Here is a 21,363-nt window from a genome sequence, read left to right on the forward strand (position 1 = left end):
GGCTGCGCTCGCCCCCTGTCGTGGCGCTAGCGGCAGGCGACGTCGAAGGCCTGGGCGATGGTGTCGAGCAAGGCGTTCTCGGAGTCCTGCTTGCGCCGTGCCAGGGCGAGCTGGCGAGTGGGCGCCGCGGCGCCGAGGGAGACCTCCCGTATCTCATAGGGACCCAGGTGTTCCGGGCGCAGCCGCGGCAGCACCGAGACGCCCAGACCCAGGCCGACCATGGCGATGATGGCGTCGGCGCTGGGGACGTCGAGCAAGGCCTCGCACTGGGGCACCAGGCCGTCGACGAAGCGGGCCGCCAGGCGACCGACCACCAATTTGCGGTCCAGCCTGATCCAGGGATAACGCCGCAGATAAGCCTCGGGCGCCAGGGGAGCGAGCTGCGCTGGCACCACCAGTACCAGGGGTTCGCGGAGCAGGTCATGCCAATGCAGCCGGGCCGAGCCGCCGCCCGGTGGTCTGACCAGGATGGCGGCATCCAGGCGGTCCGCTTTCAGGGCGGCGATCAGTTCGGGCGTATTGTGCCGTTCCAGTTGCAGGGTGATGCCGGGGGCGCGCCGCTGCAGTTCGGCGACCGCCCTGGGCAGCAGCGTGGTCAGGATCGAACCCGTCACCCCGAGACGGACGCGACCGGTCAGCGGCTGGGCGCGCTGATTGCGCAGCTTCTCAAGATCGGCCAGCGGCCGGGCCATGGTGTCGAGCAATCGTCGGGCGAAGCCGGTGGCCTGCACCGCCCGACCCGACCGATCGAACAGTGACTGGCCGAAGTAAGCCTCGAGCTGCTTGATCTGCAGGCTGACCGCACTGGGGGTCAGGTTCACCGCTTCCGCGGCGGCGGCGAAGGAGCCGCGCTCCACCGCCGCCTGCAGAGTCAGGAAGGCTTCGATCTTCATGAGTTTTTCTCGTCTTTGGAGCGACGAAGAATAACTTTTCTTGGCGGGTCGAGCGCCTAGGATGGCCAAAACGACCAGGCCAGTGGCATGAACCAGACGAGCAGACTGCAAGACTATCCCTTGGCGTCCCACACGCTGCCCAAGGGCAGTGGTGGCTACCGGATACCCCGGCGCCTGCGCGCCATCCTGTCCCTCGATGATTTCGAGGCGGCCGCCCGCCGCCACCTCCCCAAGCCGCTCTTCGCCTATGTCAGCGGCGGCGCGGAACAGGAGAAGTCGTTGCACGGCAACCGCGCGGGCTTCGATCGTTATGCCTGGGTGCCCCGCGCCTTCACTGATACCTCGACGCGTAGCCTCGAAACGACCCTCCTGGGGCAGCGCTATGGCGCCCCCTTCGGGATCGCGCCCATGGGCATCAGCGCACTCACCGCCTTCGAGGGGGACCTCATCCAGACCCGGGCGGCCAGGGAAGCCAATATCCCGGCGATCATGAGCGGTTCCTCCCTGCTGCCCATGGAGGCGGTGATCCGGGAGAATCCGGACGCCTGGTTCCAGGCCTATGTACCCGGCGAGGATGCCAGGATCCTGGCCCTGCTCAACCGCGTGCGACACGCCGGCTTCAAGACGCTGGTCATCACCGCCGATGTGCCGGTGTCGGCCAATCGCGAGAATCTGATCAGGGCGGGCTTTTCCACGCCGCTCAAGCCGGATCTGCACCTGGCCTGGGAAGGCCTCACCCATCCGCGTTGGTTGCTCGGTACCGCCCTGAGGACCCTGCTGCGACGGGGCATGCCGCACTTCGAGAACGCCGGCGTGGGCCGCGGCGCGCCCATCGTGTCGGCCAAGGTGATGCGCGATTTCGGCGCCCGCGATCACCTGAGTTGGCGGCACCTGGAGCTGATCCGCCGCCACTGGCCAGGCACCCTGGTGGTCAAGGGCATCCTCGCGCCGGAAGATGCCGTGCGCGCCAGGGAGGTCGGCGCGGAGAGCGTCATCGTTTCCAACCATGGTGGGCGCCAGCTGGACGGCAGCGTCGCGCCCCTCGCCATCCTGCCGCAGGTGGTCAAGGCGGTCGGGCCGGACTATCCGGTGATGATCGACAGCGGCTTTCGCCGCGGCGGCGACATCCTCATGGCCCTCGCCCTGGGTGCCGCCTTCGTGTTCGTCGGTCGACCGATGAACTATGCCGGCGCCGTGGGCGGCCAGCCGGGCATCAAGCATGCGATCGGCATCCTGGCCACCGAGCTGTCGCGCAACATGGCGCTGTTGGGTATCCAGAGTCCCGGCGCCGTCCGTCGCGACAGCCTCAGGATCGTGCGGTAACCACGGCTGATCAGCTATTTAATGAAAGCCGGTAGGTGTCCATCGCCGTGCCACTGAACAGGGCTTCACGGTCGGTCTGACGCCAACCCTGGGTCAGGCGCTTGAAGGCATTCCACAGTACCCCATAGGAGAACATGCCCTTGTCCACGGGGAAGTTGCTTTCGAACAGGCAGCGCTCGGCGCCGAAGGCTTCCACGCAGGTCAGCACATAGGGTCGCCACAGGTCCGCCAGTTCGGCCGAGGTGGGCGGCATGGCCCTTTCATCCAAGGCGAAGCCGCCGACCTTCATGCCCAGGCCGCCCAGCTTCAGGCGCAGGTTGCTGCAGCGTGCCAGTTCCCGGATGGCCAGGGACCAGGTCTGGAAGACCTCCCGGCGCTGCTGTGCATAGGGGCCGGCGCCCAGGGGGCCGCCGAAATGATCGAGCACCATGGGCTGGTCGGGGAATTTCCGGGCGAGGGCGAGCACCTCGTCGAGCTGGGTGTGGTATGCCCAGATGTCCAGCGACAGATCATGGCGGGCGAGACAGGCCACCCCAGCATGGAAGCGCTCATCCATGAGGATGCCCGCCGGCGGTGGCCGCGGATTGGACACCAGCCGCGGATCGGCATGCCAGGCGGTGGCGTTGCGGATGCCGCGTAGCCGCCCGCCACTGCGCGCCTGCATCTCTTCCAGGACCGGGATGACGCCCTCGCCCTGGCAGAGATCGGCGCCGGCGACGACGGCGGCGCAGAGCCGGCTCTCGCCGTACAGACCGCTGGCGCTCTGGGCCGCCACCCCGGCGGCGAATTCCACTTCGCCCACGGCATCGAAGGGTGCGGCGCGATCCGCGCTGTACATCGACCGGCACTGCACATAGACCGAGGCCAGGATGCGATGACCACCGCTGGTATCCGCCAGGTACTCGGGCAGCAGATAGCGCTGGCCGGGGCGGTCCCAGAGGTGGTGGTGGGCATCGACGATGGGCAGCTCGGGCTCCAGGATCTGCTCCTGGACCTGGGCCAGCCAGGCCTCGCGTACCGGAGCGTGAGGAGAAGCCGGGACATCAGCCATGACGACGGCTCCTGGTGCTAATCTTGGCGATTGGCACGCGGCGGCTCAATTCTGCATGCCCCAGCGGCGCACCGTGAGCACCTCTATGCTGCGGAACACCAGGCCTTCCACCACCAGGCCGATGATGATCACCATCAGCAGGCCGGCGAAGACATTGGAGGTCTCCAGGGCGTTGCGGTGCTGGAAGACGTACCAGCCCAGGCCGCCTGAGTTGCCGGAGACACCGAAGACCAGTTCGGCGGCGATCAGGGTACGCCAGGCGAAGGCCCAGCCGATCTTCAGGCCGGCGAGGATCGAGGGCACCGCCGCCGGGATCAGTACCTTAGCCACCAGCCGAATGCCGCGCAGGCCGTAGTTGCGCCCGGCCATGCGCTGGGTCTGGCTGACCGAGAGGAAGCCCGAGTAGGTGTTGAGCGCCACCGCCCAGAGCACCGAGTGGACGATGACCAGCATCAGGCTCTGCACGCCGAGGCCGAACCAGAGCATGGCCAGCGGCAGGATGGCGATGGCCGGCAGCGGATTGAACATGGCGGTGAGGGTGGCGAGGATGTCGGTACCCACCCGGGTGGATACCGCCAGGGTGGTCAGCAGCATGGCCAGGGCGATGGCCAGGCCATAGCTCACCATCAACACCTTGAGCGAGCTGAGCACGGCGAGGGGCAGGGCGCCATTGAGCAGATCGGTCCACAGCGCCACGACGGTGTCGCTGAAGGTCGGGAACATCAGGGCGTTGTCCAGATAGCGGGCATAGACCTCCCAGATGATGGCCAGGGCGACCAGTACCAGGGTGCGGCGCACGCCGGCCTGGGCGAACAGACGCTCGGCCAGGCCCAGGCGGCGGGCGATGTCGCCGACCTGGCCGGGGGCGATGGGGGTGTACTCGATATCCGGGCGCGGTTGCAGGATGACGGCGGGCTTAGTCATGGGCGGTCTCGCTGGCATTGGGGCCGAACAGCATCTGGCTGATGCGCTGGTGGAAGGCGGTGAAGCCGGCGGCGCCCTGCTGGCGGAAGCCGTACTGGCTGGCATCGAGTTCGGCACGGACCTGGCCGGGATGGGGGCTGAGCACCAGGATGCGCGAGCCGAGCAGGATGGCCTCCTCGATGGAGTGGGTGACGAACATCAGGGTGAAGGGTGACTGCTCCCAGAGTCCGAGCAACTCCTCCTGCATGCGCCGCCGGGTGAGGGCGTCGAGGGCGGCGAAGGGTTCGTCCATCAGCAGGATGGCCGGCTCCATGGCCAGGGCGCGGGCGATGGCCACGCGCTGCTTCATGCCGCCGGAGAGCTGGTGTGGATAGGCATCGACGAACTTCTCCAGGCCGACCTTGACCGCGGCGGTCCGGGCGCGGTCGCGCAGTTCCTTGGCGGGGAAGCGACGGGTTTCCTGAAGCGGGAAGAGGATGTTGCCCAGCACCGTCTTCCAGGGCATCAGCTGGTCGAACTCCTGGAACACCATCATGCGATCCGGGCCGGGTTCGCGGACGTCCTGGCCGTTGAGACGGATATGGCCCGCCGCCGGTTCGAGAAAGCCGGCGACGCTCTTGAGCAGGCTGGATTTCCCACAGCCCGAGGGGCCGAGCAGGATGAACCTGTCGTATTCGCGGACTTCGAAGGACACCTGATGGGTGGCGGTGATCAGCTGTTCGCGGGTCTTGTACTGGAGGGTGACCTCGTCCACCTGCAACAGGCAGGCGGCGTTGGCGGGGGTGGCGACGGGCGACTGATTGGCTGCGGTGTTCATGTCAGTTGCCCTCGCCCTTGGCCACGGGATCGAAGAAGACCTGTTGCCAGCGCTGGGGGGCTTCCTTGAGGGCGCCGGTGCTGACCATGAAGTTGGCCAGCGCCATGACGCCGATGGGCTGCACCGACCACTCGCTACTGACGCCGCGCAGCATGTCCTCCACCTGGTCGAGGCTCAGGCTGGAAGGCTCGGACTGCAGGAAGAGTTCGGCGGCCTTGCGCGGCTCGGCCCTGATGAAATCCTGGGCCTGGCCGATGGCGGCGACCACCGCGGCGCTCAGTCCCGGATTGCGCTTGACGAACTTGCCGGTGGTGGTGAGCACCCCGCTGGTCATGCGCATGTCCAGTTCCTTGGCAAAATCGAAGAGCTTGGTGACCTTCGGGTCCTTGGCCAGCAGGTAGCTGTAGGGGTTGGGGCCGATATAGCCGGTGATCCCGGCCTTGTTGAGCAGGCTGGCGGTGGCGTCCGGATGGGGCAGCGCGACCATCAGGTTGTCCAGTCGATGCGCCTGACCCGGGCCGAAGGTACGCTCGGCGGCCATCTGCAAGAGCAGGGCCTGCTGGCCGGTGGGGGAGCTCACGGCTATCTTCTGGTCGGGCTTGAAGTCCTTGAGCGTCTTGATCGAGGGGTCGTTGACGAACAGGGCATTGTCGCCGGCGACCAGGGCGCAGAGGGCGCGGATGTCGAGGGATTTCTGGGTCTTCTGCCAGGCCACCAGGGTGCCCGGCAGTGCATAGCCGCCGATGTCGATGTTGCCGCTGATGAGAGCATCGTTGATGGCGGGCGAGCCACTGATGCGCTTGATGTCGAACTGGGTGTCGGGCTGGCCGGCCGCCTTGGCCTGCTCGCGGAAGAAGCCCAGTTTGTCGGCCAGGGTCACCGGTAGATAGGCATAGCCATACTGGATCGCCAGGGTGACCTGGGCCTGTTCGGTCTGGGCCTGGACGGGCAGGGCGCTGCCGAGGGTGAGGCTGGTGGTTAGGCCCAGTAGCTGGACGAGTCGGCGCAGGGCACGACGGGATGGGCGGCCGAAGGGCTGCAGCATGGCGTTCTCCTTGTTATTTTTGAAATGCCGTTTCTTTTATGAGTATGGAGAAAAGCCAGTGCTGTCAAGGCAAGCGGTAGATTAGTGAAACTTTCGCTTGCAATTGGCCTTGGCTGTTTTATTTTTGGAACGACATTCCGCAAATAACAAAATCTCGAAGACCTCGGTTTCCTCGGGGACGACTTCGACCTCTCTCAGGTGCTTGTTCATGAGCTTCTTCGCCGCGCCGCCGACGCTGGAAACCACCCTCTTCACCCGCCTGCCCGACCGTTATCGTCAGTCCAAGCGAACGGCCTGGGCCGATGCCAATCGCCAGGGCCGGGCCATCGATTCCTTCCTGGAGGGGCCGTCCTTCGATCGCCAGGGCAATCTCTACGTCACCGATATTCCCAATGGGCGCATCTTCCGCATCGATCCACGGGGCGAATGGGAGCTGGTCTGCGAATACGATGGCTGGCCCAACGGCCTGAAGATCCATCGTGATGGGCGCATCTTCATCACCGACTACAGGCGCGGCATCCTGCTGCTCGACCCGCTACGCGGCGAAGTGGAGACGGTGCTGGGGAGTGCAGGCTCGGAAGGTTTCAGAGGGGTCAACGACCTGGTGTTCTCGCCGGCTGGCGATCTCTACTTCACCGATCAGGGCCAGACCGGTCTGCAGGACGCCAGCGGCCGAGTCTATCGCCTGGGCGCCGATGGCCAGCTCAGCTGCCTGCTGGCCACGGTGCCCAGCCCCAACGGCATCGTCTTCGATCCGCGGCTCAATCACCTGCTGGTGGCGGTGACCCGGGCGCAACAGATCTGGCGCATTCCGCTGGGCAACGGCTCGCTGATCGGCAAGGTCGGCGTCTTCGCCCAGTTGCACGGCGGACTCGGCGGTCCGGACGGTCTGGCGCTGGACGAGCAGAGCAACCTCTATATCGCCCATACCGGCTTCGGTTCGGTCTGGCAGCTGTCGCCGGTGGCCGAGCCGCTGGCCCGGCTGAAATCCTGCGCCGGCATCAGTAATACCAACCTGGCCTTCGGCGGTCCCGAGGGGCGCAGCCTGTTCATCACCGAATCCGAGACCGGCAGCATCCTGCGCGCAGAGACCGGCGTCCGGGGGCTACCGATGTTCTCTCACCTCTAGCCAGCCGCGTATCGACATCCCTGTCAGCACCACAACAATTACAACAGAGGTTACCCATGAGTCAGATCCCGCCGGGCGCCGAGGCGCCCATGACCGATGCCGAAGGTGAGAAGGTCCTGCAGCGCGCCCTGTGGCGCATCCTGCCGTTCATCTTCGCCTGCTACGTGATCAGCTATCTGGATCGCACCAATGTCGGCTTCGCCGCCATCAGCATGAACAAGGACCTGGGGCTGACCGCGACCATGTTCGGCTGGGCGGCCGGCCTGTTCTTCTTCGGTTATTTCATCTTCGAGATTCCCAGCAACCTGCTCATGCAGCGCTTCGGCGCGCGGATCTGGATCGCGCGGATCATGATCACCTGGGGCTTGATCTCCGTGGCCACGGCCTTCGCCAGCGGCCCGGTCAGCTTCAGCATCCTGCGCTTCCTGCTGGGGGTGGCCGAGGCCGGTTTCACCCCGGGGGTCTATCTCTATTTCACCTACTGGTTCCCCGGGAAATGGCGCGCCAAGGCCACCGCCGCCTTCCTGCTGGGCATCCCGACCGCCAACATCATCGGCTCGCCGCTGTCGGGCTTCCTGTTGGACGTCCACGACTTCATGGGGCTGAAGAACTGGCAATTCCTGCTGGTGGTGGAGGCCCTGCCGGCGGTGCTGCTGGGGATCGTCTGTCTCTTCGTGCTGGTCGATTCGCCGGCCAAGGCGCGCTGGCTGTCCACCCGCGAGCGGACCTGGCTGACCGAGCGGCTGGCTCGTGAGCAGCGTGAGATCGGTGCGACCCATGGCTCCACCCTGCGCGCGGCCCTGACCAATCCCAAGGTGTTCATGCTGGCCGCCATCAATTTCTGCGGCATCGTCGGCTCCGTGGGCATCGGCATCTGGATGCCGCAGATCATCAAGAGCCTGGGCATGCAGAACAGCACCGTAGGCCTGGTGGCTGCGATCCCCTACATACTGGGTGCCGTCGCCATGACGCTCTGGGCGCGCCAGGCCAACCAGAGCACCCACCGCCTGCCCTATGTGGCGGGCGCCCTGGGGTTGGCCGCCTGCGGCCTGGTCGGTGCCGCGCTGTCGGCCGATCCGCTGCTGCGCATGAGCTGCCTGAGCGTGACGGTGGCGAGCATCCTGTCCTTCCAGGCGACCTTCTGGGCCATTCCCTCCAGCTTCCTGACCGGTCGGGCCGCGGCGGGTGGACTGGCGCTGATCGTCTCCATCGGTAACCTCGGGGGCTTCGTCGGACCCTTCGCCATCGGCCTGGTCAAGGATGCGACCCAGAGTTACTCCGGGCCCTTCTATGTGGTGGCCTCGGTACTGGCGCTGGGTGTCATCCTGATGCTCTGGCTGGGCGATCCGAGTCGTCGGGCGCCGCTCAAGACCGGTGGCGAGGCACCGCTGCGGACCTGAGCCCGGGTTGAGCGACACAGAAGGCGGCCACGAGCCGCCTTCTGCTTTGGTGGCGCTATCACCGGTGCTGGGCGCGGGTTTGCCGGCGCCAGCCGCGACGAGGGCGAGAGTTGTTGCTGCCTGAACGAGAAGGCACCGGCGCTCGATAAGAGGGCTGGCACGACCACCTGGACGCCCGGGCCGAGCGCAGCGGAGGTCTTCAAGGCCTGGTTATCCAGGCAACCGCCAAGAGGTAACGGAAGAGACGCGCGGAGTCCGAGCGCCGTTACCACACAGTGCGGCGTTACCAAGTCCTGAACGGTAAAACGCCCGCTGCAGGCAGCGGGCGTTTGTTGGTCCAGCGGTCCAGCCCGGCGGGTGTTGCACCCCGGCTTGGACAGGAAGACGACTAGGGCAGGGCGCAGCCCTTCTTCTTGAGCGATTCCAGCACCCAGCTGCGGTCGTTGGTACCTTCGGCGATCTGCCGCATCTGTTTCTCTTCGGCGGCGTGCTTGGCAGTGGCGCGGTCGTAGACCTCGGCGACCTGGTCGTAGGGCACGCAGAGCAGACCGTCGTCGTCACCGATGATCAGGTCGCCCGGCTCGATGACCATGCCGTCGATGGCGATGGGGACGTTGATCTCGCCCGGGCCGTCCTTGTAGGGACCGCGGTGGGAGATGCCGGCGGCGAACAGGGGGAAGTCGCCCGCGCCGATGTTGGCGGCATCGCGGATGGCGCCGTTGATGACGATGCCGGCCACGCCGCGCTTGACCGCATAGGCCACCATCATCTCGCCGATCAGGGCATTGGTCAGGTCGCCGCCGGCATCCACCACGATGACGTCACCCGGCTGGGCGATGTCCAGGGCGTAGTGCAGCATCAGGTTGTCGCCCGGGCGCGCCTTCACGGTCAGCGCCGGGCCGGCCAGCACGCCCTGGCGATGCATGGGGCGCAGGCGCGAGCCGCCGGCGGTCATGCGGTTCATGGAATCGCTGACGTTGGCGACCGGGACTTCGCGGTAGCGTGCAACCCATTCGGCTGCGACCTTGCGCTGGGCATTGAGAACTCTGAATCCGATGGTCATGGGCATTTCTCTTGTGGGCTTTGTTGGATGCCGCTGGAGCGGGTGTCGAATTTCAGAATGTCATTTCTTTTTTGAACATTCAATGGTCGGATGATCGGCATGTAATTCGTAGTTACGTCCAGTATTGCAACGCTGTTCCATTATGCTAAGGTCAAATCCTGCCTTTCTGGCTGTCCGCCCGACGGACGACGTCATAACAACAAGGGATTACCCACATGACCCGCACCCTGCTTCTCACCGGCCCCGAACTCGCTCCCGACGCCATGGCCCTGGCCGCTGCCCATGGCATCCGCGTCGTGCCGACCCAGCCCTACATGCCCCAGGACGAGCTGGTCGCGCTGATCCGCCAGGAGCAGCCCGACGCCATCATCGTCCGCCAGGGCAAGCTGACCCGCGAGATGATCGAGGCTTCGGCCAAGCTCGAGATCATCGCCAAGCACGGCGTCGGCTACGACACCATCGACCTGCAGGCCGCTGCCGACCGAAACATTCCGGTCACCATCGCCCTGGGCGCCAACGCCCAGTCGGTGGCCGAGCACGCCTTCGCCCTGATGTTCAGCGTGGCCCGGCAGACGCCGTGGCTGAATGCGCGGATGCACGCCGGGCACTGGGACAAGGCCCAGGCCAACGGCACCGAGCTGTTCGGCAAGACCCTCGGCCTGGTGGGCCTGGGGTCCATCGGCAGCGTGCTGATGGACCTGGTGGCGCCGCTGCGGATGCAGGTGCGGGTCTACGATCCCTATCTCCAGACCCTGCCGGCGCGGGATCACGTGCAGCGGGAGGAGAGCTTCGACAACCTGCTGGCCGAGTGCGACATCATCAGCCTGCATTGCCCGCTGACCGAGGCCAACCGCCACCTGTTCGGTGCCGCCCAGTTCGCCCGGATGCGTCCCGGCAGCCTGCTGATCAATACCGCCCGTGGCGAACTGATCGACACCCAGGCGCTGGTGGCCGCCTTGCGTGAGGGGCGGATCGGCGGTGCCGGCCTGGATACCTTCCACCCCGAGCCGCCGCCGGCCGATAGTGCCCTCTGGGGCCTGACCAACCTGGTCGCCACCCCTCACGTGGGCGCCAACACCACCGAGGCCCGGGACCGGGTCGGACTGGTGGCGGTGCAGCAGGTGCTCGATCACTGGAGCGGCAAGAACGTCGAGTCGCGTGCCGTGGTCAATCGTCACCTCATCGCTGCCTGATCCTTGCGTCAGTGCGGGCGGTCTCCTTCCGGGCCCGCCCGCTACGCCTATCTCCACAACAATAAGACGGAGAGCCTGCATGACCTCTTCCACGCCCGAGATCAGCGAACTGGAGCGCAGCACCATGCGCCGCGTCGCCTGGCGCATCCTGCCGTTCCTGATCGTCTGCTACCTCATCGCCATCATCGACCGTGGCAACATCGGCATGGCCTCGCTGCAGATGAACCAGGATCTGGGCCTGACGCCGGCAATCTTCGGCTTCGCCAGCAGCCTGTTCTTCTTTTCCTATTTCCTGGTGGAAGTGCCGAGCAACCTGGCGTTGCAGCGCTTCGGCGCGCGCCTCTGGATCGCCCGGATCATGATCACCTGGGGCCTGGTCTCGGCCGGTACCGCCTTCGTCCAGGGCGCCAACTCGCTGTACGTGATGCGCTTCCTGCTGGGTGCCGCAGAGGCCGGCTTCTTCCCTGGCGTGCTGCTGTACCTCACCTACTGGCTGCCCTCCAACTACCGGGCGCGCATGGTCGCCATCTTCATGGTGGCGATCCCCGGCGCCAACTTCCTCGGCTCGCCGCTCTCGGGCCTGCTGCTGAGCCTGGATGGCTGGCTGGGCATGCGTGGCTGGCACTGGCTATTCATCCTGGAAGGCATCCCGGCGGTGCTGCTGGGCATCGCCTGCCTGTTCGTACTCACCGACCGCCCGGAGCAGGCCAGGTGGCTGAGCGACGAACAGCGCAGCTGGCTGACCCTCAAACTGGCCGAGGAGCGCGGGCGCAAGACCAGCATCGGCCATATCTCCCTGTGGCAGCTGCTCAAGCACAAGGACATCTGGGTCATGGCGCTGATCTATTCGGGCGCCTCGGCGGCCGGTAGCACCATGAGCGTCTGGGCGCCGCAATTGCTCAAGTCCTTTGGCCTGTCCAACCTGGAGGTCGGCCTGACCAACGCCATTCCCTATGGCCTGGCCTCCGTGGCGATGGTCCTCTGGGGCCGCAGCTCGGATCGCACCGGCGAGCGTCGCTGGCACACCTCGCTCACCATGCTGTTGATCGCCGTGGGTCTGTTGGCGGGCATGTTCACCTCGTCGCTGGCCGCCACGGTGATCCTGCTGAGCCTGGTGCTGATCGGTGCCTACTCGATGAAGGGCCCGTTCTGGGCACTGGCCTCGGGCTGGTTGTCGTCCTCGACCGCCGCCGCCGGCCTGGCTGCCATCGGCGCCCTGGCCAACCTGATCGGGGGCGGGGTGATGGTCAATGTCTATGGTGCCATCCATGGGGCGACCCATAGCCACGCCCTGGCGGTATTGCCGCTGGCCACGCTGTGCGCCATCAGCGGCCTGCTGGTGCTGGTCATGGGCCGTAAGGCCGCGCGTGCCAAGGCAGACGCCCAGACCGTAGCCACCAACGCCGGCTAGCGGCTGGTCTGAAAAAGTCGCCTATCACTGCCGGCCCGCTGGGGCCGGCAGCCTTTCAAGGAATCCATCATGACCTTCAATCGTCGGCGCTTCCTGAAAGCGAGCGCCACAGCGAGTGCCGCCCTGTGCCTGTTCGATGCCCTCGGCGTCCAGGCCGCCACCCCGTTCTCCAGTATCCAGATGGCACCGAAACTCAAGGCCCCGGCCGGCAGCGTCGACTGCCACATGCATCTCTACGATGACCGCTACCCGGCCGCCCCGGGAGCCAAGCTGCTCCCGCCCAATGCCTCCCTGGACGACTACCACCGGCTCCAGGCACTGCTGGGGCTGCAGCGCATGGTCATCGTCACGCCGTCCACCTATGGCACCGACAATCGCTGCCTGCTCGACGGCCTGGCGCGCAGCCAGGGCCAGGCCCGCGGCGTGGCGGTCATCGACCGGAGCATCACCGATGCCGAGTTGCAGGAGCTGCACAAGGCCGGGGTGCGCGGTATCCGCTTCAACCTCAGCTACGGCGGCGCCGACCTGGCCGATCTGGAGCCCCTGGCGGCGCGGGTCGATGAGCTGGGCTGGAATGTCCAGGTGGTGGCGCCAGGCAATCAGCTGATAGAGCTGGAGAGCCGGCTGCGACGGTTGCCGGCGCGTCTGGTGATCGATCACATGGGCCACGTGCCGCAACCGGAGGGGATCAATTCGGCTGCCTTCGGCGTCATCACTCGTCTGCTGGACGGCGAGCGCACCTGGGTGAAGCTGTCGGGCCCCTACATCAAATCGCGCAGTGGTGCGCCGGACTATGTGGATGTCGGCGCCGTGGCCCGGGAACTGGTGCGGTGTCATCCAGAGCGGCTGCTGTGGGGCAGCGACTGGCCGCATCCCACGGTGGCGGTCGGCAACAAGCCGGACGATGGCCATATCTTCGACTTGCTGGCCGACTGGGCGCCCGATGACAGGGTGCGCAGCGCCATCCTGCGTGACAACCCGGTCAGTCTTTATGGCTTTTGACGCTCGGGCGAGCTGGGCGGTGCAATGGGGGGAGCAGGGAGCCTGGATCAGGCTCGGATGCCAACCTGATCCAGCGGTCCGTCGATGCGGCCGCGCCTGCAAAGCACCTCGACACCGGTGGAGGCAACTGTCTGACTGATCGCGGTGACGGGCTGCTCCTAACGAAGGAGGCATGACGGTTTATCGTGATTTTGCCGGGGTGGATGTAACTGAACGCCTGCTTGGATAGCCCCTCTCCCCTTGGGAGAGGGTTGGGGTGAGGGAGCCCCTCGGCGCGACGTCTCCCATGGAAAAGGCTGCGCCGTTTTCCACGCTGCGTGATGTAGGCCTGTAGCGACAATACAGTCGCTCCTACAGAGGGCAGTGCTCTTGTAGGAGCGGTCGCAGCAGCGGACCGCCATGACCGCGATAGGGTACGCCTACCTGGGCGATAGCCAGAGCAGAGGGGGCCGGACAGGCGTGGCGTACTACTGCAGATCCCCGTTGAGCTTGCGCAACAGACGCAACAGCTCGGCGCGTTCGGCATCGTCCAGCGGGGCGCTGGCGGCGCGGTCGCTGGCGGCGGCGCGGTCCTTGAGTTCGCCCACCAGGGCGCGGCCCTGGTCGGTGAGGTGCAGGGCATAGGCGCGGCGGTCCTGGGTGCCGCGTACGCGCTCGGCCAGGCCCTGGCGTTCCAGCTTGTTCAGCAGCAGGACCAGTTGCGGTGGCTCGATGGCCAGGCGCCGGGCCAGGTCGGCCTGCATCAGGCCCGGCTCCTGTTCCAGGATCACCAGGGCGGTGAACTGGGCGGGGCGCAGGTCGTAGCTGGCCAGGCTGTCCACCAGGTGCTGGAACATCTTCATCTGGGCGCGGCGCAGGGCATAGCCTACGGCAGTGTCCAGCCAGGGGGTGGCGGTGTCGCGAGGCACGGCGTCGTTGGGCGAACTCATCGGCGGGAAGGGTTTCCGTCGGTGGTGGCGAAGGGAGGAGACAGCTGCATCATTCTAATCCAGTTCCCGCGCTCCGTGCCGCCTCGCGCGCTGATGGCGATAGGCGAACTGGGCGCGGCTCAGGCCCAGCAGGCGCGCCGCGGCGGCCACGTTTCCACGGCTGCGGGCCAGGGCTTCGTCCAGCAGTTCGGCTTCGAGCTGGCCCAGGTGCAGCGGACGGTCGGCGTCCACGCCCAGGCGAGTCAGCCAATCCACCGCGGGCGCGGGGGCGGCGAGATCGTCCGGCAGGGGTTCACCGCGAAACAGATGCGGCAGGTCGATCAGCTCACCGGGGTCGCTGGCGATCACGCCGCGCTCCACCAGGTTCTGCAATTCCCGCACGTTGCCGGGAAAGTCATAGCGCAGCAGCGCCTTGAGGGCGCGCATGGTCAGGCCCACCGGCGGGCGTTCGTAGGCGGCACAGAAGCGTCGCAGAAAAAGGTCCACCAGCAGGGGCACGTCGTCGCGACGATCCCGTAGCGGCGGGATGCCGATGGGATAGACGTTGAGTCTATAGAAGAGGTCTTCGCGGAAGTCGCCGCGGCGCACCGCCTCGCGCAGGTCCAGGTTGGTGGCGGCGATCACCCGCACGTCCACCTTGAGGGTGCGGCTGCCACCGACCCGCTCGATCTCGCGCTCCTGGAGGGCGCGCAGCAGCTTGCCCTGGCCAGGCAGGCTCAGGCAGGCGATCTCGTCGAGGAACAGGGTACCGCCCTGGGCTCGTTCGAAGCGTCCGGCGCGGGATTGGTTGGCACCGGTGAAGGCACCACGCTCCACGCCGAACAGTTCGGCTTCGATGAGATTTTCCGGGATGGCCGCGCAGTTGAGGGCGACGAAGGGGCCGTCCGCGCGCCGACTCAGGCGGTGCAGGTGGCTGGCGAACAGTTCCTTGCCCGCGCCGGATTCGCCGGTGAGCAGGACCGTGGCCGGCGTGGGGGCCACCCGCTGCAGGGCGCGGAAGGCCGTGTTGAAGGCGGCCGAGGCACCCACCAGCGGCTGACCGGCGGCGGCCAGGGGCAGTAGGGCAGGCAGCCGCGCCGTGGTGGTGTCGGGCGTGTCGGCGCCGGCGGCGTTGAGATAGCGCAGGTCCTCTTCCACATCGGGCCAGCGTTCGGCATTGCGGCCTTCCACCCGGCAGACGTGGTGACCCATGGCCCGGCATTCCACTTCGCGAAAGATCACCAGGCGGCCGAACAGGCTGCTGACGTAGCCGATGGCGTAGCCGGTTTCCATCCAGCAGGCCGGGTCGCTGCCCTGGCCATGGGCGATCTGGTGCTCGTCGCATTCGGCCGAGTGATGCCAGAGGAATTCGCCGCCGTAGCGACCCTGCTCGATGTCGAACTCGAAATGCAGCGGCTCGACCCGCACCAGGCCTTCCAGGCCGTGCAGGCGGGTCCCGGCGGCGAAGATGGCCGCCGCGTCGGCCTGGGGCCAGCGCTTGCGCACCAGCTCGGCGTCGCGCACCCCGGAGAGATAGCCGACCCGGGTCAGCAGGCCGCGGGCGCGTTCCTGGCCCAGGGCGCCGATCAGTTCCCGGCGTAGCGCACCGAATGACGAGGCATGCATCAGCAGCATGCGCTGATCGTTGAGCCAGATGCGACCGTCGCCGGGGGAGAAGAACAGGCACTCGGCCAGTTCCGCCTGGGTCGGGGTGGCACTGTCGTTCCAGGCCGAGCTGTCGCCACGCTGGAAGCCGGGGGCGACCTGTTGCAGATCGCTGAGGGACAGACGTTCGGACAGGGCCATGGCACGACCTCTCGGGAGAACTACGCAAATGCGCAATCGAGAAGATGGTTATACATCATAACTTTATCTTTTGAGTAAGGCTTTCGCCGGCATGGCCTGCCTCGGTTGCCTGTTCACGGCAGCAAGCGCTTGATGGCAATGGTCTTTTTTCTCCTGCCCGGTGCTGGGCACAGCCTTTGCTCCGTTCCTTAGAGCCCACCGAGGCTCGATAACAACAAGGAGAAGGCTATGAGCGAACATCCCACGCCATTCCTGGACGGTGCGTCCTGGCGCGAGCGAATTTTCGATGGCAACTGGATCTCCGCCCAAGGCGGTACCCTGGAGGTCAGCGAACCCGCCAGCGGTCGGCCCCTGCATCGCACGGGCCTCGCCAACGTCGCCGACATCGACCAGGCCTGCGGCAAGGCGGCCCGGGCGCAACCGGCTTGGGCCGGCTGGACGGCTCGGCAGAAGGCCACCCTGTTCCTGGCGGCTGCCGCGCACCTCGAGCTGAATCGTGCCGAGCTGGCGCCGCTGATCGCGCGGGAAACGGGCGGCATCCTGCCCAAGGCCGAACTGGAGTTGCGTGAAGCCGGCGTCATCCTGCAGCAGGTCGCCGGCCAGTTGCTGCAACCCCATGGCGTGCTCTTGCCCAGCGAGCGGGGTGCCCTGTCCTATGCCCGCCGGCTACCTCACGGCGTGGTCGGGGTGATCTCGCCCTTCAACTTTCCGCTGATCCTCTCGCTACGGGCCGTGGCCCCGGCCCTGGCCTGCGGCAACGCCGTGGTGCTCAAGCCGGATCACCAGACACCGGTGAGCGGCGGCATCCTGATCGCCCGGCTGTTCGAGGCGGTCGGACTACCCAAGGGCGTGCTGCAGGTGCTGCCCGGACGCGCCGAGGCGGGGGCGGCGCTCTGCGCCCATCCCCAGGTGCGAATGATCGCCTTCACCGGTTCGACCCGGGCCGGGCGCCAGGTGGCCGAAACCGCCGGACGTCATTTGAAGAAGGTGGCCCTGGAACTGGGCGGCAAGAATCCGCTGATCGTGCTGGACGATGCCGATCTCGACCTCGCCGTCGGTTGCGCCGCCTGGGGCAGTTTCCTGCATCAGGGGCAGATCTGCATGGCCACTGGCCTGATCCTGGTGCAAGAACGCCTTGCCGCGGCCTTCACCGAGCGCCTGGTGGCCCGCGCCGCGGCCCTGCGTCTGGGCGATCCCCTGGAACCCACCACCCAGCTCGGTCCGCTGATCAACGCCCAGCAATTGCAGCGCGTCCAGGGCATCGTCGCGGATAGCCTGGCCGCGGGGGCTCGCCTGGAGCAGGGCGGTCGTCACGAAGGGCTGTTCTATGCCCCGACCGTGCTCAGCGGCGTCCGCCCCGGCATGCGCGCCTTCGACGAGGAAATCTTCGGGCCGGTGGCCAGCGTGGCGACCTTCGCCGACGAAGACGAGGCCGTCGAGCTGGCCAATCGCACCCCCTACGGCCTGGCGGCTGGCGTGCTCTCCGGCTCCCTGGCCCGTGCCCGCGCCCTGGGTGCGCGACTGGACTGCGGGATGCTGCACCTCAACGACCAGACGGTGAACGACGAGGTGGTCAACCCTTTCGGCGGTCGCGGCCAGTCCGGCAATGGCGGCAGCGTCGGCGGCCTGTGCAACTGGGACGACTACAGCCAGTGGCAGTGGGTGACCGAGCATATCGAGCCGCCACGCTATCCCTTCTGAGAGCCTGCTCAAAGGCTGCTGCGCGTCGGCCAAACCGCGTTGAAAATGACCTGGGTCGCCAGCCCGGCCAGGGTGGCCCCATCGGAATGCTCATTTACCACTCGTGACCCCGAGCGCGAGTCCGATCCGCTTCCTCAGCCCCTTGATTCGCTGGCGCTCACCCTGCGGGCCAGCCGTTGGTCGTTGCGCCTTGTTTGGCTCTAGCTCGCGAGCCTTTGAACAGGCTCCAAGCCCCTTTTTCCACCCCCAATAACAACAAGAGGAAAGTCCCATGACCCTGAATGGCAAGACCCTGGTGATCACTGGCGTAGCCTCCGGTATCGGTGCCGAACTGGCGCGCCTGGCGCGCTTCCAAGGCGCCACCGTGATCGGTGTCGACCGCAACCAACCCCAGCTCAGCCTGGATGCCTTCCACCAGGCCGACCTGGGCGATCCGGACAGCATCGCCACCCTGGTCAGCCGCTTGCCGGAGCGCCTGCACGGCCTCTGCAACATCGCCGGGGTGCCGGGTACGGCACCGGCGGCAACCGTGGCGCGGGTCAACTATCTCGGCCTGCGCCTGCTCAGTCGGCAACTGGTCGCGCGGCTGGGGCAGGGCGGCGCCATCGTCAACGTCGCCTCCATCCTCGGCGCGCAATGGCCGCAGCGTCTGGAGCGGCATCGCGAACTGGCGCACATCCACGACTTCGCCGCGGCCCAGGCCTGGCTGGAGGCTCATCCGGTCGAGCAGGCGACCTGCTACCAGTATTTCAAGGAGGCGCTCATCGTCTGGAGCTTCGTCCAGTCCCAGAGCTGGCTCCGCGAATTCGGCGTACGCCTGAATTGCGTGGCGCCGGGCCCGGTGTTCACCCCCATCCTCGGCGACTTCGTCAGCATGCTCGGCGAGGAACGGGTCGCCCGCGACAGCCAGCGCATGCTGCGTCCGGCGCTGGCCGACGAGGTGGCCGCGGTGATCGCCTTCCTCTGCAGCGATGCCTCACGCTGGATCAACGGCGCCAACCTGCCGGTGGATGGCGGCCTGGCCGCCAGCTACGTCTGACCCGCAATCCCGCGCCCGCCCGGGCGCGGGATTGCGTTTTCCCACAACAAGAACAATCCAAGGATGACGTCATGCGCACCTCGCTTCGCTTCAGTCTGCTGGCTGCGGCCAGCCTCGGCTCCAGTCTGGCCCAGGCCTACGACCTGCCCAGTCTCAACCTCGGCTCCACCAGTTTCTACGACGGTGCCCCGGCACCGGACGGTCCCGGCTGGTACTGGGAGGAGTACCTGATCTACGGCAAGACCAGTCGCTTCAACGACCAGGACGGCCGCAAGCTGCCCTTGCCCAAGCAGGAGCTGACCACCTTCGCCCCGGTCAGCCAGATCATCTACCTAGGCCAGCCGCTGGCCAACGGCGCCATGCCGGGCTTCACCGCCATCCTGCCCTGGCTGGCTCATGCCGATGTCGACGATGGCCTCGGCGGCCAGGCCCTCGATGCCCGCGAAGGGGTAGGGGACCTGACCCTGGGCGTCTTCCTGCAACTGCCCACCACCACCCGACCCGATGGAGGTCCGCGCTGGGCGCAACGCATCGAAGCCGAGGTCGTCGCTCCCACCGGGCGCTACGATCGCGACCGGGCGATCAATCCGGGCAGCAACTTCTGGTCCTTCAATCCCTATTACGCCACCACCTACTGGCTGACGCCCCAGTGGTCGGTCACCGGGCGCTTCTGGTACCTGTGGAACGGCAAGAACGACCAGCCGCTGCGCAGCTTCGGCGATGTCTCCGATACCCAGGCCGGACAGGCGCTGCATGCTAACTTCGCCACCCAGTACGCGCTGAACGACCGGCTCAGCCTCGGCCTGAGCGGCTATTGGCTCAGGCAGATCACCGATACCCAGGTGGATGGCCATGACGTGAGCGGTCGCCGCGAAAAGGTCTGGGCCTGGGGGCCGGGTTTCACCTACGCCTTTTCCAAGCAGAACCTGATCACCTTCAACAGCTACTTCGAACAGGACGCCGAGAACCGCACCGAGGGGCATAAGTTCGTCGTCAACTTCCTGCACAAGCTGTAGCCGAGCGCCCGGTCGCGCCGCACTCAGCGGTCGATCGGGATGCCGTTCGGCAGCGGTGGCGAAGGCGGTGGGGCGGGCGGCCGGGGCGCCTGCGGATGCGGCACCATGTGCCAGGTTTCGTTGCGCGGCCGGCGATCGATATAGACCGGGTAGGGCTGATAGATGACGCCCGGGCCGCGCACCTCGGTCTGCTGGCTGCTGCGGGAGGAAGAGGAACCGCCCACGATGGTGATGTCGTCCACCGGACGCTGGCGACTGGGAGCTGGCGCCGGTACCACGGTGATCTGCTGGGGTGCCGTCGGGGCCGGTGCCACCGCCTGGCGCGGTGGCGGGGTGAAACCGTTGCTGTCGGGCAGACTCTGCAGCGGGATGGTGGTGACCTGGCTGGCGGCCGGGCAGGCGCTCTGGGTATAGGTCGTGCGGCCCTGGTCGTCCACGCATTTGTAGACGTCCTGGGCCGCCACAGCGCCACTGGCGAGCAGCAGTCCAAACAGCAGCGAACGCATGATGAGGCACCCCGGGTACCAGAATTGTCACCTCGAGGATACAAGATGGCCGATTGGCCTCCCAGCGTCGCGGCGGCTTGGTCAGCGGCCGTTCAGGAAAAGGTCTGACTGTAGGACTAGGCTCGGCGGGGCGTGCGGCGTATAACATCCCGATACAGATGTCCTGAGGCAACGGCCCGTGAAGTGGTTCGTCATCGGCGTGTTCATCCTTTGCGTGCTGCTGGTGCACTTCCGCGGACGAGTGCGCCATCCCTTCCTGCGCCAGCTCGGTGACCATTCCACCTTCCTGGCACCGCTCAATGCCTTCATGTTCCTCACCTCGCGGGTGCCCAATGCGCCCTATCACGAGGTGGAGCGTTTTCCTGAACTCCAGGTGCTGCAAGACAACTGGCAGCTCATCCGCGACGAAGCCCTGACTCTGCTGCGCGCCGGCCAGATCAAGAAATCCGCCGAGCCCAACGACGCCGGCTTCAATTCCTTCTTCAAGAGTGGCTGGAAGCGCTTCTACCTGAAGTGGTACGGCGATAGCCATCCTTCCGCCATGCAGCTCTGCCCGCGGACCACCGAACTGCTCAGGGGTCTGGGTACGGTCAAGGCCGCCATGTTCGCCGAGCTGCCGCCCGGTTCCCGGCTGGTCCGGCATCGCGATCCCTATGGCGGTTCGCTGCGCTATCACCTGGGCCTGGTGACTCCCAACGATCCGCGCTGCTTCATCGAGGTGGATGGCCAGCGCTATCACTGGCGCGATGGCCAGGCGGTGGTATTCGATGAAACCTTCATCCACTACGCCGAGAACGGCACCGAGCGGGATCGCATCATCCTGTTCTGCGACGTGGAGCGGCCGTTGCGCTATCGCTGGGCCGACGCCTTCAATCGCTGGGTCAGCAGTACCTTGCTGGCCTCGGCCGCCTCGCCCAACGAGGCCGGCGATAGGACCGGTGGCCTCAATCGTGCGTTCAAGTACCTCCATCGTATCCGCCAGCGCGGCAAGGCACTGAAGAAGCGCAACCGTTTTCGCTACTATCTGGAGCAGTGGCTGCTGCTGGCGGCCCTGGTCGGCGTGATCCTCTGGATCTGAACCGGAGAACGTTCGTCCGCCGACTCGCCGGTTCGACTTGACCTCGGGCAGGTCCCCC

The 21,363-nt window shown here is 66.6% G+C and carries 19 protein-coding genes; 10 read left to right on the forward strand and 9 right to left on the reverse strand.

Annotation, left to right across the window (positions count from 1 at the left end):
- Positions 1–26: 26 nt before the first annotated feature.
- Positions 27–893 (reverse strand): LysR family transcriptional regulator, encoded by an 867-nt coding sequence (locus tag AR540_RS07035; protein WP_059227295.1) that lies wholly within the window; start codon positions 891–893, stop codon positions 27–29.
- A gap of 87 nt (positions 894–980) precedes the next feature.
- Between AR540_RS07035 and AR540_RS07040 the strand changes: the two genes are divergently transcribed.
- Positions 981–2,216, forward strand: a complete 1,236-nt coding sequence (locus AR540_RS07040; RefSeq protein WP_082706931.1) for an alpha-hydroxy acid oxidase — start codon at positions 981–983, stop codon at positions 2,214–2,216.
- A gap of 10 nt (positions 2,217–2,226) precedes the next feature.
- Here the strand turns inward: AR540_RS07040 and AR540_RS07045 are convergent, their stop codons facing one another.
- From AR540_RS07045 to AR540_RS07060, 4 genes are read right to left on the reverse strand one after another with little or no spacing between them, the layout of a single operon-like run.
- Positions 2,227–3,267: an amidohydrolase family protein gene (locus AR540_RS07045; protein ID WP_059227297.1), complete on the reverse strand. Its 1,041-nt coding sequence runs from the start codon at positions 3,265–3,267 to the stop codon at positions 2,227–2,229.
- Positions 3,268–3,312: 45 nt separating this feature from the next.
- Positions 3,313–4,191 carry an ABC transporter permease gene (locus AR540_RS07050; RefSeq protein ID WP_059227299.1) on the reverse strand — a complete coding sequence of 293 codons (879 nt, stop codon included), beginning with the start codon at positions 4,189–4,191 and terminating at the stop codon, positions 3,313–3,315.
- Positions 4,184–5,008 (reverse strand): ABC transporter ATP-binding protein, encoded by an 825-nt coding sequence (locus tag AR540_RS07055; RefSeq protein ID WP_059227301.1) that lies wholly within the window; start codon positions 5,006–5,008, stop codon positions 4,184–4,186. The genes AR540_RS07050 and AR540_RS07055 overlap by 8 nt, the downstream gene beginning before the upstream one ends.
- A 1-nt stretch (position 5,009) precedes the next feature.
- Complete coding sequence (locus AR540_RS07060; protein ID WP_059227303.1) at positions 5,010–6,053, reverse strand: ABC transporter substrate-binding protein; 1,044 nt, start codon at positions 6,051–6,053, stop codon at positions 5,010–5,012.
- Between the two features lie 208 nt (positions 6,054–6,261).
- Between AR540_RS07060 and AR540_RS07065 the strand changes: the two genes are divergently transcribed.
- Both AR540_RS07065 and AR540_RS07070 read left to right on the forward strand, forming a co-directional pair.
- Complete coding sequence (locus AR540_RS07065; RefSeq protein ID WP_059227305.1) at positions 6,262–7,182, forward strand: SMP-30/gluconolactonase/LRE family protein; 921 nt, start codon at positions 6,262–6,264, stop codon at positions 7,180–7,182.
- Positions 7,183–7,238: 56 nt separating this feature from the next.
- Complete coding sequence (locus tag AR540_RS07070; protein ID WP_059227307.1) at positions 7,239–8,582, forward strand: MFS transporter; 1,344 nt, start codon at positions 7,239–7,241, stop codon at positions 8,580–8,582.
- Between the two features lie 388 nt (positions 8,583–8,970).
- Here AR540_RS07070 and AR540_RS07075 read toward each other — a convergent pair whose 3' ends face one another.
- Positions 8,971–9,645, reverse strand: coding sequence for an RraA family protein (locus tag AR540_RS07075; protein WP_059227309.1), 675 nt, complete (start codon positions 9,643–9,645; stop codon positions 8,971–8,973).
- A 215-nt stretch (positions 9,646–9,860) separates the two neighbouring features.
- Here AR540_RS07075 and AR540_RS07080 point away from each other — a divergent pair, with 215 nt between their 5' ends.
- From AR540_RS07080 to AR540_RS07090, 3 genes are all read left to right on the forward strand, one after another.
- A complete protein-coding gene (locus AR540_RS07080; protein WP_059227311.1) occupies positions 9,861–10,838 on the forward strand; it encodes a hydroxyacid dehydrogenase in 978 nt (325 codons plus the stop codon).
- A 79-nt stretch (positions 10,839–10,917) separates the two neighbouring features.
- Positions 10,918–12,249: an MFS transporter gene (locus AR540_RS07085; protein ID WP_059227312.1), complete on the forward strand. Its 1,332-nt coding sequence runs from the start codon at positions 10,918–10,920 to the stop codon at positions 12,247–12,249.
- Positions 12,250–12,318: 69 nt separating this feature from the next.
- Positions 12,319–13,251 carry an amidohydrolase family protein gene (locus AR540_RS07090; protein WP_059227315.1) on the forward strand — a complete coding sequence of 311 codons (933 nt, stop codon included), beginning with the start codon at positions 12,319–12,321 and terminating at the stop codon, positions 13,249–13,251.
- A gap of 467 nt (positions 13,252–13,718) precedes the next feature.
- Here the strand turns inward: AR540_RS07090 and AR540_RS07095 are convergent, their stop codons facing one another.
- Both AR540_RS07095 and AR540_RS07100 read right to left on the reverse strand, forming a co-directional pair.
- On the reverse strand, positions 13,719–14,180 hold the full coding sequence (locus AR540_RS07095) for a MarR family winged helix-turn-helix transcriptional regulator (RefSeq protein ID WP_059227316.1): 462 nt from the start codon (positions 14,178–14,180) through the stop codon (positions 13,719–13,721).
- Positions 14,181–14,234: 54 nt separating this feature from the next.
- Entirely contained in the window at positions 14,235–15,965 is a 1,731-nt protein-coding gene (locus AR540_RS07100; RefSeq protein ID WP_059227318.1) for a sigma-54-dependent Fis family transcriptional regulator, read from the reverse strand.
- A gap of 228 nt (positions 15,966–16,193) precedes the next feature.
- Here AR540_RS07100 and AR540_RS07105 point away from each other — a divergent pair, with 228 nt between their 5' ends.
- The 3 genes from AR540_RS07105 to AR540_RS07115 all read left to right on the forward strand — a co-directional run bounded on the left by AR540_RS07105 (position 16,194) and on the right by AR540_RS07115 (position 19,721).
- Positions 16,194–17,666 (forward strand): benzaldehyde dehydrogenase, encoded by a 1,473-nt coding sequence (locus AR540_RS07105; protein ID WP_059227320.1) that lies wholly within the window; start codon positions 16,194–16,196, stop codon positions 17,664–17,666.
- 271 nt (positions 17,667–17,937) lie between these two features.
- Positions 17,938–18,705, forward strand: coding sequence for a coniferyl-alcohol dehydrogenase (locus AR540_RS07110; protein ID WP_059227322.1), 768 nt, complete (start codon positions 17,938–17,940; stop codon positions 18,703–18,705).
- A 71-nt stretch (positions 18,706–18,776) separates the two neighbouring features.
- Positions 18,777–19,721 (forward strand): SphA family protein, encoded by a 945-nt coding sequence (locus AR540_RS07115; RefSeq protein WP_059227324.1) that lies wholly within the window; start codon positions 18,777–18,779, stop codon positions 19,719–19,721.
- 23 nt (positions 19,722–19,744) lie between these two features.
- On the opposite strand, the gene AR540_RS07120 is transcribed toward AR540_RS07115, so the two are convergent.
- Entirely contained in the window at positions 19,745–20,227 is a 483-nt protein-coding gene (locus tag AR540_RS07120; protein WP_059227326.1) for a DUF4124 domain-containing protein, read from the reverse strand.
- Between the two features lie 178 nt (positions 20,228–20,405).
- Here AR540_RS07120 and lpxO point away from each other — a divergent pair, with 178 nt between their 5' ends.
- Entirely contained in the window at positions 20,406–21,305 is a 900-nt protein-coding gene (gene lpxO, locus AR540_RS07125) for a lipid A hydroxylase LpxO (RefSeq protein ID WP_059227328.1), read from the forward strand.
- Positions 21,306–21,363 lie beyond the last annotated feature (58 nt).

The organism is Pseudomonas sp. EpS/L25 (assembly GCF_001512295.1).
Classification (GTDB): Bacteria; Pseudomonadota; Gammaproteobacteria; order Pseudomonadales; family Pseudomonadaceae; genus Chryseomonas.

Coding starts and splice junctions, on each gene's coding strand:
- AR540_RS07035 (WP_059227295.1), bottom strand. CDS start 893: ATGAAGATCGAAGCCTTCCTGACTCTGCAGGCGGCGGTGGAGCGCGGC.
- AR540_RS07040 (WP_082706931.1), top strand. CDS start 981: ATGAACCAGACGAGCAGACTGCAAGACTATCCCTTGGCGTCCCACACG.
- AR540_RS07045 (WP_059227297.1), bottom strand. CDS start 3,267: ATGGCTGATGTCCCGGCTTCTCCTCACGCTCCGGTACGCGAGGCCTGG.
- AR540_RS07050 (WP_059227299.1), bottom strand. CDS start 4,191: ATGACTAAGCCCGCCGTCATCCTGCAACCGCGCCCGGATATCGAGTAC.
- AR540_RS07055 (WP_059227301.1), bottom strand. CDS start 5,008: ATGAACACCGCAGCCAATCAGTCGCCCGTCGCCACCCCCGCCAACGCC.
- AR540_RS07060 (WP_059227303.1), bottom strand. CDS start 6,053: ATGCTGCAGCCCTTCGGCCGCCCATCCCGTCGTGCCCTGCGCCGACTC.
- AR540_RS07065 (WP_059227305.1), top strand. CDS start 6,262: ATGAGCTTCTTCGCCGCGCCGCCGACGCTGGAAACCACCCTCTTCACC.
- AR540_RS07070 (WP_059227307.1), top strand. CDS start 7,239: ATGAGTCAGATCCCGCCGGGCGCCGAGGCGCCCATGACCGATGCCGAA.
- AR540_RS07075 (WP_059227309.1), bottom strand. CDS start 9,645: ATGACCATCGGATTCAGAGTTCTCAATGCCCAGCGCAAGGTCGCAGCC.
- AR540_RS07080 (WP_059227311.1), top strand. CDS start 9,861: ATGACCCGCACCCTGCTTCTCACCGGCCCCGAACTCGCTCCCGACGCC.
- AR540_RS07085 (WP_059227312.1), top strand. CDS start 10,918: ATGACCTCTTCCACGCCCGAGATCAGCGAACTGGAGCGCAGCACCATG.
- AR540_RS07090 (WP_059227315.1), top strand. CDS start 12,319: ATGACCTTCAATCGTCGGCGCTTCCTGAAAGCGAGCGCCACAGCGAGT.
- AR540_RS07095 (WP_059227316.1), bottom strand. CDS start 14,180: ATGAGTTCGCCCAACGACGCCGTGCCTCGCGACACCGCCACCCCCTGG.
- AR540_RS07100 (WP_059227318.1), bottom strand. CDS start 15,965: ATGGCCCTGTCCGAACGTCTGTCCCTCAGCGATCTGCAACAGGTCGCC.
- AR540_RS07105 (WP_059227320.1), top strand. CDS start 16,194: ATGAGCGAACATCCCACGCCATTCCTGGACGGTGCGTCCTGGCGCGAG.
- AR540_RS07110 (WP_059227322.1), top strand. CDS start 17,938: ATGACCCTGAATGGCAAGACCCTGGTGATCACTGGCGTAGCCTCCGGT.
- AR540_RS07115 (WP_059227324.1), top strand. CDS start 18,777: ATGCGCACCTCGCTTCGCTTCAGTCTGCTGGCTGCGGCCAGCCTCGGC.
- AR540_RS07120 (WP_059227326.1), bottom strand. CDS start 20,227: ATGCGTTCGCTGCTGTTTGGACTGCTGCTCGCCAGTGGCGCTGTGGCG.